Here is an 18,338-nt window from a genome sequence, read left to right on the forward strand (position 1 = left end):
GAGCACCGCCGACAGGGGTCCCGTACCACCAGCGCATGCGCCGGCTGGCCCTGCTCGTGTCAGCGTCCCTGTCCCCAGACGGATGAGATGACCTCGGTCCGCGTCCTGGCCGAGCATCGACTCAACCGTGTGCCGCGTTCATCAGCATGCGGCCGGGGCTCTCAAGCAGGGACCCGCAGAAGGAACCACCGAGCGGTGTCTTCACCGAACTACGGTCCGGCCGTGGCGGTGTAGTTGGCGGAGGGGCAGGTGACCTCCCAGGCCGCCTCGATCATCCGGAAGATCTCGTCCACCGCGGCTTCCGGGTCGGCCGCCTCACGGGCCAGCGAATAGGCGTCGATCACGAACCTCGCGATCGCCCGGCAGCCCGTTGTGGTCCGGGACAGGCCGGGATCGGCGGCGATGGCCGTCGCCAGCGACTCCGCGTGGCGCAGTCTCATCGACTCCTCGTACTTCCGCAGGGCGGGTGATGCCTCGATCATGCGCCAGATCGGGGCGGCGCTGTCCGCCGTGCAGTGGCGCACCAGGGCCTGGATCTCGCGGCGCAGCGCGGGGATGAGCGGCTCGTGCGGCGCCCGGTCGGTGACCGCCCGCGTGAGGCGTTGCTCGAAGTCTTCGTCCTGCTCGAACACCAGGGCCTCTTTCGAGGCGAAGTGGGAGAAGAGCGTGGTGACGGCCACGTCGGCCTCGGCAGCCACGTCACGGATGCCTACCGCGTCGTACCCGCGTTCCAGGAAGAGCCGCAGGGCGGCGTCAGCGATCTTGTGGCGGGTCGCGGCCTTTTTGCGCTCACGGCGTCCGGGTGGCACGGTCATGGCCGTCACGCTATCAGGTGCAAATCCATAACAAGTTCAAAACACTATCCGTTAGTGTTACGGTCGCCAACATGAAGAAGGTGAGCTTCGCCGAGTTCGGCGGTCCGGACGTCCTGCAACTCGTAGATGCCGAGGAGCCCCACGCGGGCCCCGGCCGGATACGCATCGCCGTGCGAGCAGCGGGCGTGAACCCCGTCGACTGGAGGGTCCGTGAAGGCCAGGTCCTGGGGGCGCATCCGATCGAGTTGCCCTCCGGAGTCGGGCTGGACGCCTCCGGGGTGGTGGACGAGGTCGGTGAGGGCGTCGAAGGGGTCGAGGTCGGCGACCGCGTGTTCGGCGAAGGTTCGAGCACCTATGCCGAGTTCGCCGTGCTGTCGGCCTGGGCCCGCATACCCGAGGGGCTGACGTTCGAAGAGGCGGCCGGGTATCCCTCCGTGGTGGAGACCGCGCTGCGCGTCATCCGCGAGGTCGGTGTGCAGCCCGGGCAGACGCTGCTGGTCAGCGGGGCGTCCGGCGGAGTCGGATCGGCGGTGCTGCAGATCGCCCGTGACCGCGGCATCACGGTGATCGGCACGGCTGGGGCCGCGAACCAGGACTACCTGCGGAGCTTGGGTGCCGTCGCCACGACGTACGGCGAGGGCTGGGTCGAGCGGGTGCGGGAGCTCGGCCCTGTCGACGCGGCTCTCGACCTGGCCGGCTCGGGCGTGATCCGCGAACTCGTCGAGCTGACCGGGGATGCGCGGAAGGTGATCTCCATCGCCGATCTCGATGCACCGGAGTTCGGTGTCCGATTCTCCGGCGTGGCCGGGAGCGTGCCGGAAGCGCTCGCCGAGGCCGTCGGCCTCATCTCGCGGGGAAGGCTCCACATCCCGGTCGAGAAGTCGTACACACTCGCCGAGGCCGCGGCGGCGCACATCGACAGCCAGGCCGGTCACACGCGCGGGCGCCGGGTTCTGGTCGTCTGAAGCCGGCTGTGCGGCGCCCTCAAGCAGAAAGCGAGGGCGCCGCCAGCCAGGATCTCGTCACTTCACCGGAAGACAGCGGGCCCAACTCCCGCCGCCCCTTTGCGGATACGGCCTAGCGGTTCACGGACCGCATCCCCGCCTCGTCGTACCGCTCCCCCGCCGCTTTGGGCAGCTCCGCGTCGATGCGGGCCAGGTCGTCGTCGGTCAGCGTGATGTCGACGGCGGCGGCGTTCTGTTCCAGGTAGGTGCGGCGCTTCGTGCCCGGGATCGGGACCAGGTCCTCGCCCCGGGCCAGCACCCAGGCGATGGCCAGCTGGCCCGGAGTCACGTCCTTCTCCGCCGCGATCTCCTTCACCTTCTCCGCGAGCCGTTGGTTGGCCTCCAGGTTGTCGTCCTGGAAGCGCGGGTTCTGGCGGCGCCAGTCGTTCGCGTCCAGGTCGTCCGGCGAGGTGAACCGCCCGGCGAGGAAACCGCGGCCGAGCGGCGAGTACGGCACGAAGCCGATCCCCAGCTCGCGGCAGGTGGGCAGCACCTCGGCCTCCACGTCCCGGGACCACAGCGAGTACTCGCTCTGCACCGCGGTGACCGGGTGCACGGCGTGGGCGCGCCGGATGGTCTGCGCGCTCGCCTCACTCAGGCCGATGTACCTGACCTTGCCCTCGGCGACCAGTTCGCCCAGCGCACCGACCGTCTCCTCGATGGGGACGTTCGGGTCGACCCGGTGCTGGTAGTAGAGGTCGATGTGATCGGTTCCCAGCCGTTTCAGGGAGCCGTGGACCGAAGTGCGGACGTGCTCGGCCGAGCCGTCCTGCGGGCCGACCGTGCTGATGTCGCCGGGTACGGCATCGTCCATCCGGTAGTTGAACTTCGTCGCGATCACGTACTCGTCGCGGCGGCCCCGGATCGCCTCGCCGACGAGGGACTCATTGGTGAGCGGTCCGTACATCTGGGCGGTGTCGAGAAAGTTCACTCCGAGGTCGAGGGCGCGCCGGATGGTCGCGATCGCCTCCCCCTCATCGGCGGTTCCGTAGAAGGCGGACATACCCATGCACCCCAGGCCGATGGCCGATACCTGGAGGTCCCGCAGACTGCGCTTCCGCATGCCGTGTCCCAGCCTTTCCTGCACACTCGTTCATCGTTCGGACGACGCGAAGCCCCTCATCCATCTAGCAACGGATTCCACCGCCCGGCATCCCGTGGAGGCGCCGGGCGGCATGGGCCTCGCGCGCTGTGGTGTCTGCGACGCTACGACCTGGAGCGCACTCCAGCGCAAGCCAACCGTTCGGACGGACGGACGGGCAGCGGCCTCGAGCCCTCGTGCCCTCGTGCCCTCGTGCCCCGGCGACCGTGCTGGCCAGGCTGACCAGCACGGGCTCTCTCTTCAGGAAGATCGTTACGCTGTCCCGATCTTCTTGAGCTGGAGGGACGCAATGGCACGACTCCGAAGAACCGCCCTGCGCTGGGGCATGCGGCTCGCCGCCGTCCTCGCGCTGCTCGCCGGGTCCACGACCGCCGCCGAGGCCGACACCGTGGACCCCGCCACCGCACCGCCGGTGCGGACGATCACGTACAACGTCTGCGGTGCGTCCACCTGCCAGAGCGGGCTGGACCTCGCGACCTGGACGGCCGAGGTGCGTGACCAGACGGTCGGGTGGGACACCGACGCGCTCATGCTCCAGGAGCTGTGTTTCGGCCAGTGGGCCGCGCTGCGCGACGCCCTGCCCGGTTACAGCGCCGTATGGACGAGCACGACCACCGCATCGGGCTGCGCCAAGTGGTCCTCCGACACCCGGTTCGGCATGGGCATCTTCGTCAAGGCACCGACGGTCGAGCGGTACGCGGCCAACCTGACGGTCCCGGCCGGCCAGGAACCCCGGGCGGTGCTGTGCGCCCGGGGCGCGGTCGACGGCCGTACCACCCTGGCCTGCACCACCCACCTCGCCCAGTACATCGAGGACAACGGCACTCCGCAGATACTCGCCCGGATCGACACCTGGGCGGCCGGACTCCCGGTGATCCTCGGCGGCGACTTCAATGCCGGCCCCGCGTACACGGCACTCGATCCGATACGGGCCGGGCTGCCCGGCACGGGCCCGTTCGCCGAGGCGGACGAGAACGACCGGGACTACTTCACCGCACAGTGCCTGGCGGACGGCGTCACCGAGTGCCGGTCGGGCGAACCCACCATCGCCTCCGGCAAGAAGTTCGACCATGTCTTCCTGTCGGCCGGCCACTTCCACACCGTACGTGCCGACGCACTCGAACCCGAGCCGGCCGATGCGCCGCCGCTCTCCGACCACCTGCTGCTGCGGGCGGCCGCGTACCCCGAGCCCGGGCCGGGCTCCGGTGTCGGCGGGGACCTGACCGGCGACGGCCGACCCGACTTCGTGGCGGTCACGGACGACGGTGACCTGCGGCTCTACTCGGGCACCGGCGGCGGCAGCGTCGGCGTCCAGCGCCAGATCGGCACCGGCGGCTGGGCCGACGCGGTGGTCAGCCACCGGGGCGACTGGACCGGTGACGGCCGTGAGGACCTACTCGCCCGGATCGGCGACGAGTTGTGGGTGTACCCCAACACCGGCAGCGGCGCGCTCGGCACCCGTATCGCCATGGGCGGCCGGTCCACCGGCTGGAGCGGCGCCACACCCCTCAGTGCCGGAGACGTCAACGGCGACGGGCTGCCCGATGTAGTCGCCCGCAGCGCCACCGGCCTCTGGCTGCACCGGGGAGGCGCACCGGTCGGCGGCGCGCCCACCTTCGCGGCCCGCGCGGCCGTCAAGATCGGCGGGCCCGAGTGGGCCGGCTACGACGTACTGCTGCCCGGCGACACCGACCACGACGGCCGAGCCGACGTCTGGGCCCGCGACCGCTCCACCGGGGAGATCAGGCAGTACCACTCCAACGGCGCCCTGGCCCTCGGCGCGCCCCGCGTGCTCGACGGCGGCCCGTGGACCGTTTCCGGCCGTCGCCAGGCGGTCTCGGCGGGGGACGTGAACGGGGACGGCATGCCCGATCTGTGGACGACCCGGACAGCGGACGCAGCCGAGAACCTGGAGTTCCTCCCCGGCACCCCCACCGGCCTGGCCGCACCTTCCCTGATCGGCACCGGCGGCTGGCAGTGGATCAAGACGCTGGGGTGACTGCCCAGCCAGAGCCGTGATGCGCGTGCCGTGATGCGCGTGCCGTGCGCACGCACGATCAGCTGTGAGGGCCGCACCCAGAAGTCGCCGGGGTACGGCCCTCACCTCACTGGCGTGGTGTCACATCCGTCGTCGCTGCCCTGTCTTTATCTACAGAAGCCGAGGAAGGGAAGGTCAGGATGAACCCCGTCATCGTGTGCGCCTCCGTGTCGCACGGCAATACGCGCCGGATCGCCGACGTCATGGCCCAGGGGCTGGGCGCCGAAGTCGTCTCTCCCGAGGAGGCCGAGCCCGCGAAGCTGGCCGACGCCGAACTCGTGGGGTTCGGCTCGGGCGTCTTCTACAGCAAGCTCCACCCCCGTCTGACCGACTTCGTCGAAGGCCTTCCCGGCGGGCGAGGCCGGGCGTTCGTCTTCGCCACCAGCGGGCTCCCCGAGATTCCACTGGCGCCGTTCACACGCCCGCTGATCCAGCGTCTCGAGCGGAAAGGCTTCGCGGTGGAGGGGAGCTTCTCGTGCCGGGCCCTCGACACCTGGACGCCCTTCAAACTCGTCGGCGGCATCCGCAAGCAGCGGCCGAACGCCGGGGATCTGGCCGCGGCCCGGGCGTTCGCCGAGGGGCTGAGGGATGGGCGGGGGCCGGCATCGTAAGACTGGCTCCGCCCGGCGACAGCCCGACGGCGGCCCGGCCGCGGTTACCGCTGAGGGGTTGCCGCGGTCACCGCTGAAGGGCGCCCGCGGTCACCCCCGGGGATCGCCCGCAGTGACCGCCGCTGGTCGGCCACCGTCATCGCCGACAGGAGTGCGCCGGACGGCGGGCCGTCGGGCGGGCAGCGAGACCAGGACCAGCCCGCCGAGCAGGAGCAGTGAGCCCGCCACCGCCGGCACACCCGGCCGTTCTCCCAGCAACAGCACACCCAGCACGGTGGCGACCAGCGGTTCGGCCAGGCTGAGCGTGCCGACGGTCGCGCCGCTGATCCGGGTCACGCCCCAGGTGAACAACAGATAGCCCAGCGTCGTCGTGGCCAGGGCCAGCCAGCCGATCAGGACCAGCGCCCGCGGCTCGGCGAGCCCGTCCGGACGGGCCAGCACCCACGGCAGTACCAGGATTCCCGCACCGAAGACACTCACCGGGGCGGCGGCAGCGGTGTCCGCCCCCCGTTCTCCGAGCTTCTTGGTCGCCGCTATGTACACGCTGAAACTGGCTCCGGCCACCGCCCCGAGCAGGACGCCCGTGCTGTCGGCCGGCCCCCCTTCGGCCGGCAACAGGAGCAGGGCGATGCCGGCGACGGCGCACACCGTGCCGGCAGCCCACACCCCGCCGAGCCGTTCCCGCGACAGCACCCGCCCGCACAGCCCCGAGACGGCCGGGACGGTGCCGAAGGTGACGGCGGTGGCCAGGGCGGCACCTTCGCGGTCCACGGCCTCCAGGAAACACACCTGGAAGAGGGCGGTGACCAGGACGCTCATCACCATCCACGTGCGGTTGCCCGGCAGCCACAAGGTACGGATGCCGGCCGGCCGCGCCGTGATCACACCCAGGACCAGGCCCCCGAGGAGCATCCGGCACGCGCCGATCGTCGCCGGCGCCGCGCTGCTGTCGGCCAGGATCTGAGCCGGTCCGACCGTGCCCCACAGGAACGCTGCCGTCAGGACGGGCGTCACCCCACCCTCTCGCACGGCGTGCGCGAGCTTGCCCGCTGCGCTTGTCACGCTCACTCTCAATCCGCCTGGCCGGGCAGGGTCCCGTGGCGCAGCGCACCCAGGCGTCGAACCCGGCGATTCCTGACCCCGACGCTAGCCAGATCCTGGCGCTCGCCCCCATTGGGAGAAACCACCAAGTGGGCGCGCAGCAGTTGGAGTTCCTCACGCAGCGGCCACGGGCGACGCCCGCATCCGAGCACCGGGGGTTGGGCGGGTTGCGGCGTGCCCGGATGGCCAGGAGCGGTTCTTGAGGAGCCAGGTCGTGTCCGGCGAGGGGATGCCTTCACGTCTCGGTACGGCGGAGCTTACGGTTTGTGGGTTACCCAGAGCAGTTCCGCCGGCCAGCGGTGTGCCCAGTCGGGTGGGTCGGTCTCGTTGTAGCCGTTGGGTGTTCCGCGTTCGGGCCGCGGCTCGATGAGGTCGTCGATGATGAGACCCGCGCCGCGCAGGACCTTGACCCAGTCGCCGTAGGTGAGCTGATAGCTGGTCGCGCCGTCGTCTTCGGCGATGGTGTTCAGCCCGAAGTAGTCCTGCTGCAGCGTCGTGGTCACGCGGCCGGCGGCTTCGTCGTAGCAAGCTTCGAACCATGGGCTGGCGACGTTGAACACCAGGCGCCCGCCTCGGCGCAAGACGCGTGCAACCTGCGGGACGGCCAGGTGCGGGGGCGCCCAGCTGAGCCCACCGAAGTCGCAGAACACCAGGTCGAAGCTGTCGGCGGCGAAGGGGAGTTGTTCGGCGGCGCCTTGCACCAGCGGGTAGCGGGCCGCTCCCATCGCGCGGGCCGCTGCGGCGAGTTGGGCTTCGGACAGGTCGATCCCGACCACGGTGGCGCCCTCGGCGGCGAGCGCCCTGGACCACTGGCCGGCGCCGCAGCCGAGTTCGAGGACGCGCTTGCCGGTGACGTCGCCCAGGGCGTGCAGGTGCGCGTCGGGGATGGAGTACATGCCCCACAGCCGGGGTGTGGCGCCGATGTGCGGGTCGTGCTTGTGCTGGTAGGCGCTGCTGATCTGGTTCCAGAGCCGCCGGTTGGCGGGGATGCTGTCCACGTGCCGACTCCAGCACTGCCTGCCGGGGCCGGTCAACTCGATTAGGGCACGGGCCCGCCCTGGCCTCGGTCCGGCCCTGGCTCGGCCCATGACCCGCCGGACGAGCCCTGGTGCCGGCCGGTGGCGAGAGCTGGACTGGTCGCGGCACGCAGTCCGCCGTCGCAGTCGAACGAGCCGTTCAACTTGCTCAGCGGACCGGGAAACCGAAGGAATAGCCCTGCGCCTTGAGCCAGGGCAGGATCCGGCGCAGGGCTTCGACGGTTTGGGAGCGGTCGCCGCCCGCGTCGTGGAAAAGGATCGTCGGGCCGTTGGGCAGCTCCCGCTCGACGGTGGTGACAATCGCGTCCGTGCCCGGCCGTTCGAAGTCCTTGGAGTCGACGTTCCAGCCCAGCGGACGCATGCCTCGGGAGGCGGCCAGTGTGCGGCTGTACGGCGTGAACGCCCCGCCGGGTGCGCGGTAGTACATCGGTTCCACTCCGCCGGACGCCTCGGTGATCATGCGCTCGGCGTCCAGGATCTCCTGCGACTGGAAGGCCTGGGACTTCTTGTCCATGGTGGTGTCGTGCGACACCGAGTGGTCGCACAGGCGGTGCCCGGCCGCGACCACCTTCTTCACCAGGTCGGGGTGAGCCTGCGCTTGGGTCCCCACCATGCAGAACGTGGCCTTCACCCCGTGTTCGGCGAGGAGGTCGAGGACCTGAGGGGTCCACACGGGGTCGGGGCCGTCGTCGATGGTGATGTTCACGCCGCGTGCTCCCTTGTCCGAGGCGTGCGCGATGGTCACCGCCACCGGCTGCGACGCACGCTCCGACTTGGCCGACGCGGCCGCCCGGGACGGAGCGCCGTCGACGGCATCGGCCTGCGCCGTCCATACCGCGGCACCGGCGGCCAGCAGCGTCACCCCGAGCGCCGCCCCGACCGTCCTGCCGTACCAACCCCGCCCGCCACCGTGACGTGCCATGTCCGCCCCCTGCTCACCCTTGGTTCCTCACCCGGCCCTTGGCCGCTGTGCGACCACCTGACAGGACGAGGAACCGTGACCGGCGGATGCGTCTGTTACCGATCACGGACAATTCCGGGAAGGGACGCCGACAACTCGTCCGCCGGCAGCCACCGGTACGGGTACGGGGGCCAACTGGGCTCTGACACAATGCCTCTGGACTTCGGCGTTCCGCAGGACTGCAGTTGGGCGCGTAAGGGAGCCCGGGTCCCGTACAAGCTGCTCGCCGGCCGCTGCGACGCCCGGCAGGTCCTCCGGTTCGACGGGGGCGTCATGGACCCCGGTCTGCAACCAGTCGGTCTGGTTGTCGTCCGCCTCCGCAGCAGCGAGGTCGTCCGCCTCCGCAGCAGCGAGAGCGATGAGCCGGATCGCCGCCCGGGACCGCAGCTGATGGGCGCGGCGGCCCACCCCGGGGGATGCGGTCGGCCATCCGTGGTGCCGTCGATCGGCGGGCCCGCGCCGCACGGCGGACACTGGGCGTATGACCGACACTCGTGCGCTCGCCGCTCCCCCGCCCGGCCGCCGCACCGTGCTGGCGGCCCTCGCCGGTGTCATGCTCGGCGCGGCGGGCTGTTCCGCCCGTGCGGCTCCGGCCGACCTCTCATCCCGGGGGCCCGCGACCGGCACTGGGTCGCCCACGCCCTCCCCCGCTCTGCCGCACACCACGCCCTGGCGGCCCACGTCCGCCGAGGTGCAGCCGGCGGCGAAGCTGCGGGCCGTGCAGGTGGTGGAGGCGATCGGCGCCTGGGGCGAAGGGCAGCGCGGGGCGGCCGCGGCACGGGCCAGAGTGGCCCGGCTCGGGTTGCCGACGGCCCTCGTCGACCAGGCGGGGCCGCTGCTGCCGACCGCCGATGAGGCCGCGCTGCAGGTCGTGGACGCGCAGTACGGCGGCATCCTGTCCCAGTCGGCCAGCGTGCTGGTGGTGTGCCGGCAGTGGACCCGGCGCGGCGGCACGGTGAGCGCCGGCGGGACGACGGTCGATGTGCGCCTGTTCCGGTCGGGGCCCGGTTGGACGGTCGACGCTCTGCATCCGGCGCATCCCGGCCCGGCCGTCCACCCGCTCGCCCACGACTTCCAGGCCGTGCTGTCCGACCGCCGGATCATTTTGCCGCCGGCCGCGGCGGCTGACCTGCGCAGTGGTCAGGTGCACACCAGTGTGGCGAAGGCATTGCTCGGGCTGGCGCGGACGTACCGGGTGGAGGTGAGCGTCGTCCGCTCCGGACACCCGCTGTACGTGTTCGGCACCAGCAGGCCCAGCGACCATCCGCACGGCCGTGCGTTCGACGTGTGGCGGATCGACGGTCACGCGGTCGTCGACCCAGCGACGTCGCGGAGCCTGATCGAGCGGTTCATGCGGGATGCTGCGGCCGTCGGGGCCTACAACGTGGGCGGCCCGGTGCTGCTGTCGGGCGGCGCTCCCGGTCAGTTCTTCAGCGACGCCACCCACCACGACCACGTGCACGTCGGCTTCCGCACCTGACGGCGACGGGCCGAGTCACCTCTGTCGTCACCCGGTCGACGGGGCGACCGGCGGCGACAGTGTGCTGCGCCGTCCCGGGAGTGGGGGCGAACGGCGAGGGTGTAGGCGATGACGGCGAGTGCGGCGCACGCGAGGGTGACCAGCCCGAGCGGGACGGCCGTGCCGGCGCCGCCGAATCCGGGCTCACCATGACGGTCTACACCTCCGAACCCGGCTCCCCTCGGAAGAGGGGCTGCATGGGCAGCGCCTCCCCGCCGGGCCCCCCTCGGCTCAGCGGCGGAAGACCGTCACGCCTTCGACGATCGTCTCGTCGATCGACGCCTCCTTGATCTCCTCCACCGGGACCGCCAGCAGGTCCCGGTCGATAACCACCAGGTCCGCGTACTTTCCGACGGTCACCGAACCGCGGTCCCCGTCCACGAAGTTGGCGTAAGCGCTGCCCATCGTGTACGCCTCGATCGCGGCGGCCAGGTCGATGGTCTGGCCCGGCACCCACGAGTCGCCGCCGTCCGGGGCGCGGCGGGTGACGGCGGTGTAGAGGTGGGCGAGCGGGTTCATCTCGGCGACGTTCCAGTCGCTGGAGAAGGCGAGCCTCGCGCCCGCCTCGCGCAGGCTGCGGAACGCCCAGGCGTGCGACCAGCGATGTTCGCCGACGCCTTCGGCCCAGTCCTTGCCCGGGCCGGCGACGTCCGGCGCGCAGTGCCGCGGCTGCATGCAGGCCACGACGTCGAGCTCGGCGAACCGGCTGACGTCCTGCGGGTGCAGGCATTCGACGTGCACGAGCTGGTGGCGGGCATCGCGGGGCCCGTTGGCGGCGCGCGCGGCCTCGTGCGCGTCGAGGGCGGTACGGATGCCGCGGTCGCCGGTGGCGTGCGTGAACGTCTGGAACCCGCGCCGGTCCAGCTCGGTCAGCACGTCCGCGAACTCCGCGGGCTCGTAGAACGTACGGCCCCGGTTGCCGGGCTCGTTGGCGTACGGCTCGAACAGCGCGGCCGTGTGCGGCTCGATGACGTCGTCGATGTACAGCTTGAGCGGACCGACGCGGAACCGGTCGTCGTCGAACCGCTTGGCGCACCGCTCGAACTCGTCGAGGCCCTCGGCGCTCGTCCCGTGCGGGTGGAACAGCGCGGCGATGATCCGCGAACGCAGCCGGCCCTCGCTTCTCGCCCGTTCGAAGAGGAAGAGGTCGTCGGGAGAGTTCTGCGGTTCGACGACGGTGGTCAGGCCGTTCTCGGCGGCCATGTCGAGCGAGGCGCACAGGCGCTTGTAGCGGCGCTCCTCGCTCGCCCAGGGCAGGAACTCGGCCAGCGCGCGCTGGCCCCGGCGGGCGAGGCCGAGGACGGCGAACCCGGTGACGAACCCGGTCGGTTCGCCGGTGGCCGGATCCTTCTGGACGACTCCCCACGGCAGCCGGTCGGTGTCCCGGGTGATGCCGAGGCGCCGGAGGGCGGCCGTGTTGAGCCAGACGCTGTGGACGTCGTAGGTGAACACGAGCGCGGGCCGGTCGCCGGTGACGGGGTCCAGGTCGGCGGCGGTGGGCATACGGCCCCCGGGGATCGCCCCGTAGTCGAACGCCTCCGCCTCGATCCATTCGGCGTCGGGGTGCGCGGCCGCCCAGGCCCGGATGCGGGCGTGCACCTCCTGAAGGGTGCGGGCCCCGGCGAGTTGCACACTGTCGGCGTCGGAACCGAGACGGACGTGGTTGTGGGCGTCGACGAAGCCCGGGAGCAGCATGCGTCCGCCGAGGTCGCGTACGTCGGTCGCCGGTCCGGCGAGTGCGCTGACCTCGTCGTGCGTGCCGACGGCGCTGATCCGGCCGTCGGTCACCGCCACGGCTTCGGCGCGGGGGCGTTCCGGGTCGACGGTGTGGACGCGGGCCCGGGTCAGGATGAGGTCGGGTGCGGGGCGCACGGGGAGCTCCTTCGGATCATGGGGTGAGGGTCGGCGGCGGGCGGTGGCGGCCGGGGTGGTGCCGTAGCGCACGCGGGTCCTTGTGCTGGTCAGCCGGTCCGGGTGGCGCCATAGCTCACGCGGTCCTTGTGCTGGTCAGCCGGTCCGGGTGACGTCCGCGGTGCCGCCCGAGCCGTCGGGGAGCGCGTCGCCTTCGGTCGTCGTGCTCATGGCGGGCGTATCGGAGGGCCGCCGGGCCTGCGACACGCCGGTGTCGGGGCCGGCGTCGGGCGCGTCGGGGGATGCTCCGGCGTCCGGCGCAGGGCGGCACGCCATCAGACAGACGGCGCTCACCGCCGCCATGGCCGCGAAGGCGATCGCGACGGGGACCCAGGACTTGCCGAAGGACGAGTACAGCCAGGTCGTCGCCGCGGGGGCCAGGGTGCCGAGCAGGCCGGCGGTCTGGAAGCTCATGGACAGGCCCGTGTAGCGGACGCGCGGCGCGAACCATCCGGAGGCGAGGGTCCCGAGGGAGGCGTACGCGATCGTGCTGGCGAGCATGGGCAGGCACATGGCGAGCCAGAGGCCGGTGACCGAGCGGGTGTCGGCGAGCCAGAACATCGGGAAGGCCGCGACCAGGTGCAGCAGGACACCGATGAGCGTGACCCGGCGCAGACCGTAGCGGTCGGCGAACAGCGCGCTGAGCGGTGTGCCCACGATGACGACGACGGAGGCGGCGGTTCCGGCGCCCGCGGCCTGGGCGTCGGTGAAGCCCAGGTCAGTTACGGCGTAGGTCGACATGAACGTGACGACGATGTAGTAGCCGCCGACGGTGATCAGGAACGCGCCCGTCGCGAGCAGCCACGTCTTCCAGGCGTCGCGCAGTACGCCGATCACGGGTGCGGTCTCCTTGTCCCGGCCGGCCGGGGCCGCGGCCTCCTCGGCTCTGCGGGCGGCCTCGAACTCGGGCGACTCGTCCATCGAGCGGCGGATGACCAGACCGACGGCGACGAGCACCGCGGACAGCAGGAACGGGACACGCCACGCCCAGCTCGCCAGCGCGTCGTGCCCGAGCAGCGCGATCAGGGCGAAGACACCGGTCGACAGGAAGTAGCCGACGCCGTCGCCGACCTGTGGGAAGGAGCCGAAGAACGCCTTGCGGCGCGGTGGCGCGTGTTCGACCGCGAACAGGACGGCCCCGCCCCACTCGCCTCCCACGGCCAGTGACTGGATCATGCGGATCAGCACGAGGAACAGCGGCGCGAGGACGCCGACCTCGCCGTACGTGGGCAGCAGGCCGATGCACACGGTGGCGGCGCCCATCAGCGTCATCGACCAGATGAGCGCCTTCTTGCGGCCGTGCCGGTCGCCGATGTGGCCGAAGAGGATGGCTCCCAGCGGGCGGCCGAGGGCCCCGACGAACAGCGTCGCGAAGGACATGACAGTGCCGAGGGCCCGGTTCATCTCGGGGAAGAAGAGCTCGGGGAACACGAGTGCGGCGGCGGTGGCGTAGATGCCGAAGTCGTACCACTCGACGCTCGTGCCGATCATGGCGGCGGTGGCTATCTTCCAGGGCCTGGAGCGGTGTGGCGCCCCGGCGGCGGGGGCTGCGGTGCCCGTGGACTGGCTCATGCGTGGCTCCTTGGGGACATCGATTGGGCTCGGTGTGGACCCAAAATCGATGGGGCGACGCTAGGGGCACCCCGGTGGGCTGTCAATAGGGTTCGGCGTGCTCCCAATAGACTGGCCGGACGGAGCCGAACGGAATCCAGAGGCGAGGGGCAGGCCATGGGCGCGACGGGCGCGGGGCGGAACGACGACGCGGGCAAGCGGAACGACGACCTGGCCAAGCCGAACAGCGACCCGGGCAGAGGGAACGAGAAACCCGGCAAGCGGGGCGTCGAGGCGGGCAAGGTGAGCGCCAATGCGGCGAACGGCGCCGCCGCCCGGCAGGCGCCGTCGCACGCCGTCGTGGCCGAGGCGCTGCGCCAGCGGATCGCGCTCGGCGGGTTCGGTCCCGGCGACCGGCTGCCGACCGAGCGGGACCTCGCCACGGTTTTCGGGGTCGGCCGCAACACGGTCCGCCAAGCCGTACGCGAACTCGCCGACGAGGGGCTCGTCGTCACGACCCTGGGGCGCTCCGGCGGCACCCGGGTCGCCGCCGCACCCCGGGACGGCCGCGACAGCCGGGCGGCGATCGCCGCCGGCATCCGCGCCTCCTTGCGCGACTACATGGAGTACCGCCAGGCCATCGAGCCGTTCGCGGCCCGTCTCGCCGCCGAGCGGGGCGGAGCGGCGAGCAGACGGGGGCTCGTGGAGATGCTGGAGGCGAAGGTCGCCGACCTCGGCGAGTACCACCGCGTGGACACCCGCTTCCATCTCGGCATCGCCGAAGCGGGCGGCAACGAGGTGCTCGCGGAAGCGGTCACGAGGGCGCGCACCGAGATGTTCGTGGCGGGCAACGCGCTCTGGCTGGGTTCCGACTGGACGCCGGTCTATCCGACCGGCCGGGACTTCGGGCGCGCGTTCCGCGAGGAGCACGAGGCGATCGCCCTGGCGGTCCTGTCGGGTGACGGGGACACCGCCGAGCGCCGGATGCGCGAGCACCTCCAGGAGTCGCACCGGCAGTTCCTGGTCCTGCTGGACCAGTTCGCCTCGGCCTCCGGCTGACCGGCCGGCGGACCCCGCCACGGGGTCGCTGTTCCAGCCGGGCGATGCGGCTCCCGGTCCGGCGGATCGCGGTCGGCGGGGCGCGATCAGCGGCTCGCAGGCTCGCGTCTTGAGGTTGACGAGCGCTCGGGCCGACACCTAAGGTCCGAAATGGATCCACTACAGATCCATTAATCGCTCGTTCCGACAGGAGCCCTCCGTGCACGCTTACGACGAGGATCTCACCCAGCAGGTCATGGGCCATCTCCTTGACCGGCTCCGCCTCGACCCTCCGCCGCTGGGCCGGCTCGGCGAGCACGAGGAGCTCGCACTGGCGCTCAAGGACGCGATCGGCGCGGACCCGCGCCGCCCGGCCGACGTGCTGCGGACCTACACGGAGGCACTGGAGCCGACGGTCGTGTCCTGCGACCACCCCGCCTTCCTCGCGTTCATACCCGGGGCTCCGACCAAGGCCGCCGCGCTGTTCGACATGGTCCTCTCGGCCTCCTCGCTCCACGGCGTGTCCTGGCTGGAGGCCTCGGGCGCCGTCGCCGCGGAGAACCAGGTCTTGCGTCTCTTCGCCGACCTGGCCGGAATGCCGCAGGGCGCGGGGGGATGCTTCGTCAGCGGCGGTTCGGCCGGCAACCTCTCCGCACTGGTCGTCGCCCGGGACACCGGCAGGCACCGGCTCGGTCTGACGGCGACGGCCCCGGTCAGGATCGCCGTGAGCGACCAGGTCCATTCCTCCGTCGGCAACACCCTGCGGATCATCGGCGTCGAACCGCTCGTCGTTCCGACCACGGACCACCGGCTCACCGGCACGGCCCTCGCCGCGGCACTCGACTCGGCGTCGGCCGACGGCGGCGCGCCGGTCGTCGCCGTCGTCGCCACCGCCGGCACCACCAACGCCGGCATCATCGACGACCTCTGCGGCGTCGCGGAGCAGACCCGGGCCCGCGATCTGTGGCTGCACGTCGATGCGGCTTACGGCGGCGCGGCGCTGTTCGTGCCGGAGCTGCGCACCCGGCTGCGCGGCATCGAGCACGCGGACTCGCTCGTCGTCGACCCGCACAAGTGGATGTTCGCGCCGTTCGACTGCGGGGCCCTGCTGTACCGGGAACCGCGCCTCGCCCGTGCCGTGCACACCCAGGACGCGTCCTACCTCGACGCGATCCACGGCGCGGACGGAGAGGACCACGACGCGGACTGGAACCCCAGCGACTACGCCTACCACCTGACCCGGCGTCCGCGCGGCCTGCCCTTGTGGTTCTCGCTCGCCGTCCACGGCACCGACGCCTACCGGGACGCCGTGGCGCGCGGCGCCGAGATCGCCCGCCACACCGCCCGCCTCGTCGAGGCGACCGAGGGCCTCGAACTGCTGCGCGAGCCCGAGCTGACGGTCGTGCTGATCCGCCGTACCGGCTGGCGCCCGGAGGACTACTACGCCTGGTCCAAGCGCCTTCTGGCCTCCGGGCTCGCCTTCGTCACTCCCAGCGTCTGGGAGGGCGAGACCGTCGCCCGCCTGGCGTTCCTCCACCCGGACATCACCGAGGACACAGTCCGGTCGATCATCGAATCGCTCGCCGAGGAGGCCTGAGGGCTGGCCCCCCGGACCGGCGGGCCCCCCGGACCGGCGCCTCCCCCGGACCCACCCCGCCTCGCGGCGCCTCCCCTTCGCGGCACGCACGGCGAAGCCATCCGCAGGGGCCGGGGCGGCGGTGCCGTAGTACCGCGGTACCAGGCGCCCGCCATGGTTCCGCCCGCGGTATCACCGGATCCGGCAGATCTTGGACCTAGCGTGAGGGAGAGGCGTCGGGCGTTGTCGGGCGCCGCAGTCCGAGAGAGAGAACGCGAATGATCGAGGCACAGCAGCTCACCAAGAGGTACGGGGAGAAGACAGCCGTCGACGGTCTGGACTTCACCGTGAAGCCGGGCACGGTCACCGGCTTCCTGGGACCCAACGGTGCGGGCAAGTCCACGACGATGCGCATGATCGTCGGACTGGACGCGCCGACCAGCGGCTCCGTCACCGTGAACGGACAGCGCTACGCCCGCCACGAGGCGCCGCTCCAGGAGGTCGGGGCGCTGCTGGAGGCGAAGTCGATCCACCCGGGCCGTTCGGCCCACAACCACCTCCGGGCGCTCGCGCTCACCCACGGCATTCCGCGCCGCCGGGTCGACGAGGTCGTCGAACTCGCCGGTCTCGGCAGCGTCGCGAACAAGCGGGCCGGAGCCTTCTCCCTCGGCATGGGCCAGCGGCTCGGCATCGCCGCCGCCCTGCTCGGCGACCCGCAGACGGTGATGCTGGACGAGCCCGTCAACGGCCTGGACCCCGAGGGCGTCCTCTGGATCCGGAACCTGCTCACCGCCCTCGCGGCCGAGGGCCGCACGGTCTTCGTCTCCTCGCATCTGATGAGCGAGGTGGCACTCGTGGCCGATCACCTGATCATCGTCGGTCGAGGACGGCTGCTGGCCGACACGACCGTGCAGGACCTGGTCCGCGAGGCCGGCGGCGACACCGTGCGCGTGGCGACCGACGACCCCGCGCGGCTGCGGGACGTGCTGGCCGGCCCGGGCGTGGAGATCACCGGTCGCATCGGCTCCGAGGAACTGCAGGTGACCGGCATGTCCGCCCGCGAGATCGGGCTGAAGGCCGCCGAGCACGCCATCCCCCTGTTCGAGCTGGCCACGAAGGCGGTGTCGCTGGAGGAGGCGTTCATGGAACTGACCCGTGACGCCGTCGAGTACCACGGCACCACCACCGGCACCGAGACCTCCGGGAGCGCGGCATGAGCACCCTCACGGCAACCCCCGAAACCCCCGAGACCGCCCCGACGGCTCCCGCCCGGCCCGTGTACCGGGTGAATGGACGGCGTGTGCTGTCCTCCGAGTGGGCCAAGCTCTGGTCCCTGCGTTCCACCTGGATCACCCTCGGCCTGGGCCTGCTGTTCCTCGTGGCCTTCGGCGTCATCGCCGCGAGCCACTACAAGTCCAGCCTCGGCTCCGGCCGGCACATGGACCGCGACTTCGCCACCGCGACGGCCGCGAGCCTGTCCCTGTTCGGCACGAACTTCGCCCAGCTCGCCCTCGGTGTGCTCGGCGTCCTGGTCACGGCCGGCGAGTACTCCACCGGCATGATCCGCTCGACGCTGGCCGCGGTGCCGCGCCGGCTGCCCGTGCTCTGGTCCAAGGCCGCGGTGTACGGCCTGGTCGCCCTGGTGATCGCGACCGTCGGCGCGTTCATCGCCTTCCTCATCGGCAGCCGGATCGTCTCCGGCACGCCCGCCGCCATGGACCTCAGCCACGCCGGCGTCGTCCGCAGCCTGTTCGGCGCCGGGCTCTACCTGGGCCTGGTCGGCGTGATCGGCACCGCACTGGGCGCCCTGCTGCGGTCGGTGGCCGGCGGCATCTCGGTGCTGGTCGCCGCCCTCATGCTCGTCCCCGGGCTGGTCTCGCTGCTGCCCAGCTCCTGGCAGGGCGACATCTCCCCCTACCTCCCCAGCAACGCGGGCGAGTCGATCTTCGCCCTGACCCACGACTCGACCACCCTGTCGCCGGGCGCCGGGCTGCTGGTCTTCCTCGGCTGGACGGCGCTCGCGCTGGCCGGAGCGGCGTACCGGCTGCTGCGCAGCGACGTCTGAGCGGCAGCG

15 protein-coding genes are annotated in these 18,338 nt (G+C 71.9%); 8 read left to right on the forward strand and 7 right to left on the reverse strand.

Going from position 1 to position 18,338, the window contains the following annotated elements; all coding sequences use genetic code 11:
• Positions 1-209: 209 nt before the first annotated feature.
• Positions 210-815, reverse strand: coding sequence for a TetR/AcrR family transcriptional regulator (locus tag AC0B9F_RS11600; RefSeq protein WP_472001267.1), 606 nt, complete (start codon positions 813-815; stop codon positions 210-212).
• 71 nt (positions 816-886) lie between these two features.
• Here AC0B9F_RS11600 and AC0B9F_RS11605 point away from each other — a divergent pair, with 71 nt between their 5' ends.
• Positions 887-1,780, forward strand: coding sequence for an NADP-dependent oxidoreductase (locus tag AC0B9F_RS11605; RefSeq protein ID WP_472001269.1), 894 nt, complete (start codon positions 887-889; stop codon positions 1,778-1,780).
• Positions 1,781-1,892: 112 nt separating this feature from the next.
• Here AC0B9F_RS11605 and AC0B9F_RS11610 read toward each other — a convergent pair whose 3' ends face one another.
• On the reverse strand, positions 1,893-2,882 hold the full coding sequence (locus AC0B9F_RS11610) for an aldo/keto reductase (protein ID WP_472001272.1): 990 nt from the start codon (positions 2,880-2,882) through the stop codon (positions 1,893-1,895).
• 328 nt (positions 2,883-3,210) lie between these two features.
• On the opposite strand from AC0B9F_RS11610, the gene AC0B9F_RS11615 reads away from it, so the two are divergent.
• Together AC0B9F_RS11615 and AC0B9F_RS11620 are read left to right on the forward strand one after the other, a co-directional pair.
• Entirely contained in the window at positions 3,211-4,920 is a 1,710-nt protein-coding gene (locus AC0B9F_RS11615) for an FG-GAP-like repeat-containing protein (protein ID WP_472001273.1), read from the forward strand.
• Positions 4,921-5,099: 179 nt separating this feature from the next.
• A complete protein-coding gene (locus AC0B9F_RS11620) occupies positions 5,100-5,570 on the forward strand; it encodes a flavodoxin family protein (protein WP_472001275.1) in 471 nt (156 codons plus the stop codon).
• A 90-nt stretch (positions 5,571-5,660) separates the two neighbouring features.
• Here AC0B9F_RS11620 and AC0B9F_RS11625 read toward each other — a convergent pair whose 3' ends face one another.
• From AC0B9F_RS11625 to AC0B9F_RS11635, 3 genes are all read right to left on the reverse strand, one after another.
• Positions 5,661-6,632 carry a DMT family transporter gene (locus tag AC0B9F_RS11625; RefSeq protein WP_472001277.1) on the reverse strand — a complete coding sequence of 324 codons (972 nt, stop codon included), beginning with the start codon at positions 6,630-6,632 and terminating at the stop codon, positions 5,661-5,663.
• 296 nt (positions 6,633-6,928) lie between these two features.
• Positions 6,929-7,669 (reverse strand): class I SAM-dependent methyltransferase, encoded by a 741-nt coding sequence (locus AC0B9F_RS11630; RefSeq protein ID WP_472001279.1) that lies wholly within the window; start codon positions 7,667-7,669, stop codon positions 6,929-6,931.
• 187 nt (positions 7,670-7,856) lie between these two features.
• Positions 7,857-8,630 (reverse strand): polysaccharide deacetylase family protein, encoded by a 774-nt coding sequence (locus tag AC0B9F_RS11635; protein ID WP_472001281.1) that lies wholly within the window; start codon positions 8,628-8,630, stop codon positions 7,857-7,859.
• A gap of 520 nt (positions 8,631-9,150) precedes the next feature.
• Between AC0B9F_RS11635 and AC0B9F_RS11640 the strand changes: the two genes are divergently transcribed.
• Complete coding sequence (locus tag AC0B9F_RS11640) at positions 9,151-10,149, forward strand: hypothetical protein (RefSeq protein WP_472001283.1); 999 nt, start codon at positions 9,151-9,153, stop codon at positions 10,147-10,149.
• A 270-nt stretch (positions 10,150-10,419) separates the two neighbouring features.
• Here the strand turns inward: AC0B9F_RS11640 and AC0B9F_RS11645 are convergent, their stop codons facing one another.
• Together AC0B9F_RS11645 and AC0B9F_RS11650 are read right to left on the reverse strand one after the other, a co-directional pair.
• Positions 10,420-12,060, reverse strand: a complete 1,641-nt coding sequence (locus tag AC0B9F_RS11645; protein WP_472001284.1) for an amidohydrolase — start codon at positions 12,058-12,060, stop codon at positions 10,420-10,422.
• Positions 12,061-12,195: 135 nt separating this feature from the next.
• Positions 12,196-13,671 carry an MFS transporter gene (locus AC0B9F_RS11650; RefSeq protein WP_472001286.1) on the reverse strand — a complete coding sequence of 492 codons (1,476 nt, stop codon included), beginning with the start codon at positions 13,669-13,671 and terminating at the stop codon, positions 12,196-12,198.
• 156 nt (positions 13,672-13,827) lie between these two features.
• Here AC0B9F_RS11650 and AC0B9F_RS11655 point away from each other — a divergent pair, with 156 nt between their 5' ends.
• The 4 genes from AC0B9F_RS11655 (at position 13,828) to AC0B9F_RS11670 (ending at position 18,329) form a co-directional block, all read left to right on the forward strand.
• Positions 13,828-14,709, forward strand: coding sequence for a FadR/GntR family transcriptional regulator (locus AC0B9F_RS11655; RefSeq protein ID WP_472001288.1), 882 nt, complete (start codon positions 13,828-13,830; stop codon positions 14,707-14,709).
• A gap of 199 nt (positions 14,710-14,908) precedes the next feature.
• Positions 14,909-16,285 carry a pyridoxal phosphate-dependent decarboxylase family protein gene (locus AC0B9F_RS11660; RefSeq protein WP_472001290.1) on the forward strand — a complete coding sequence of 459 codons (1,377 nt, stop codon included), beginning with the start codon at positions 14,909-14,911 and terminating at the stop codon, positions 16,283-16,285.
• A gap of 257 nt (positions 16,286-16,542) precedes the next feature.
• A complete protein-coding gene (locus tag AC0B9F_RS11665) occupies positions 16,543-17,481 on the forward strand; it encodes an ATP-binding cassette domain-containing protein (protein ID WP_472001291.1) in 939 nt (312 codons plus the stop codon).
• Positions 17,478-18,329, forward strand: a complete 852-nt coding sequence (locus AC0B9F_RS11670; RefSeq protein ID WP_472001293.1) for an ABC transporter permease — start codon at positions 17,478-17,480, stop codon at positions 18,327-18,329. The genes AC0B9F_RS11665 and AC0B9F_RS11670 overlap by 4 nt, the downstream gene beginning before the upstream one ends.
• The last annotated feature ends 9 nt before the right edge of the window (positions 18,330-18,338 follow it).

The organism is Streptomyces sp. NPDC097129 (genome assembly GCF_055668065.1).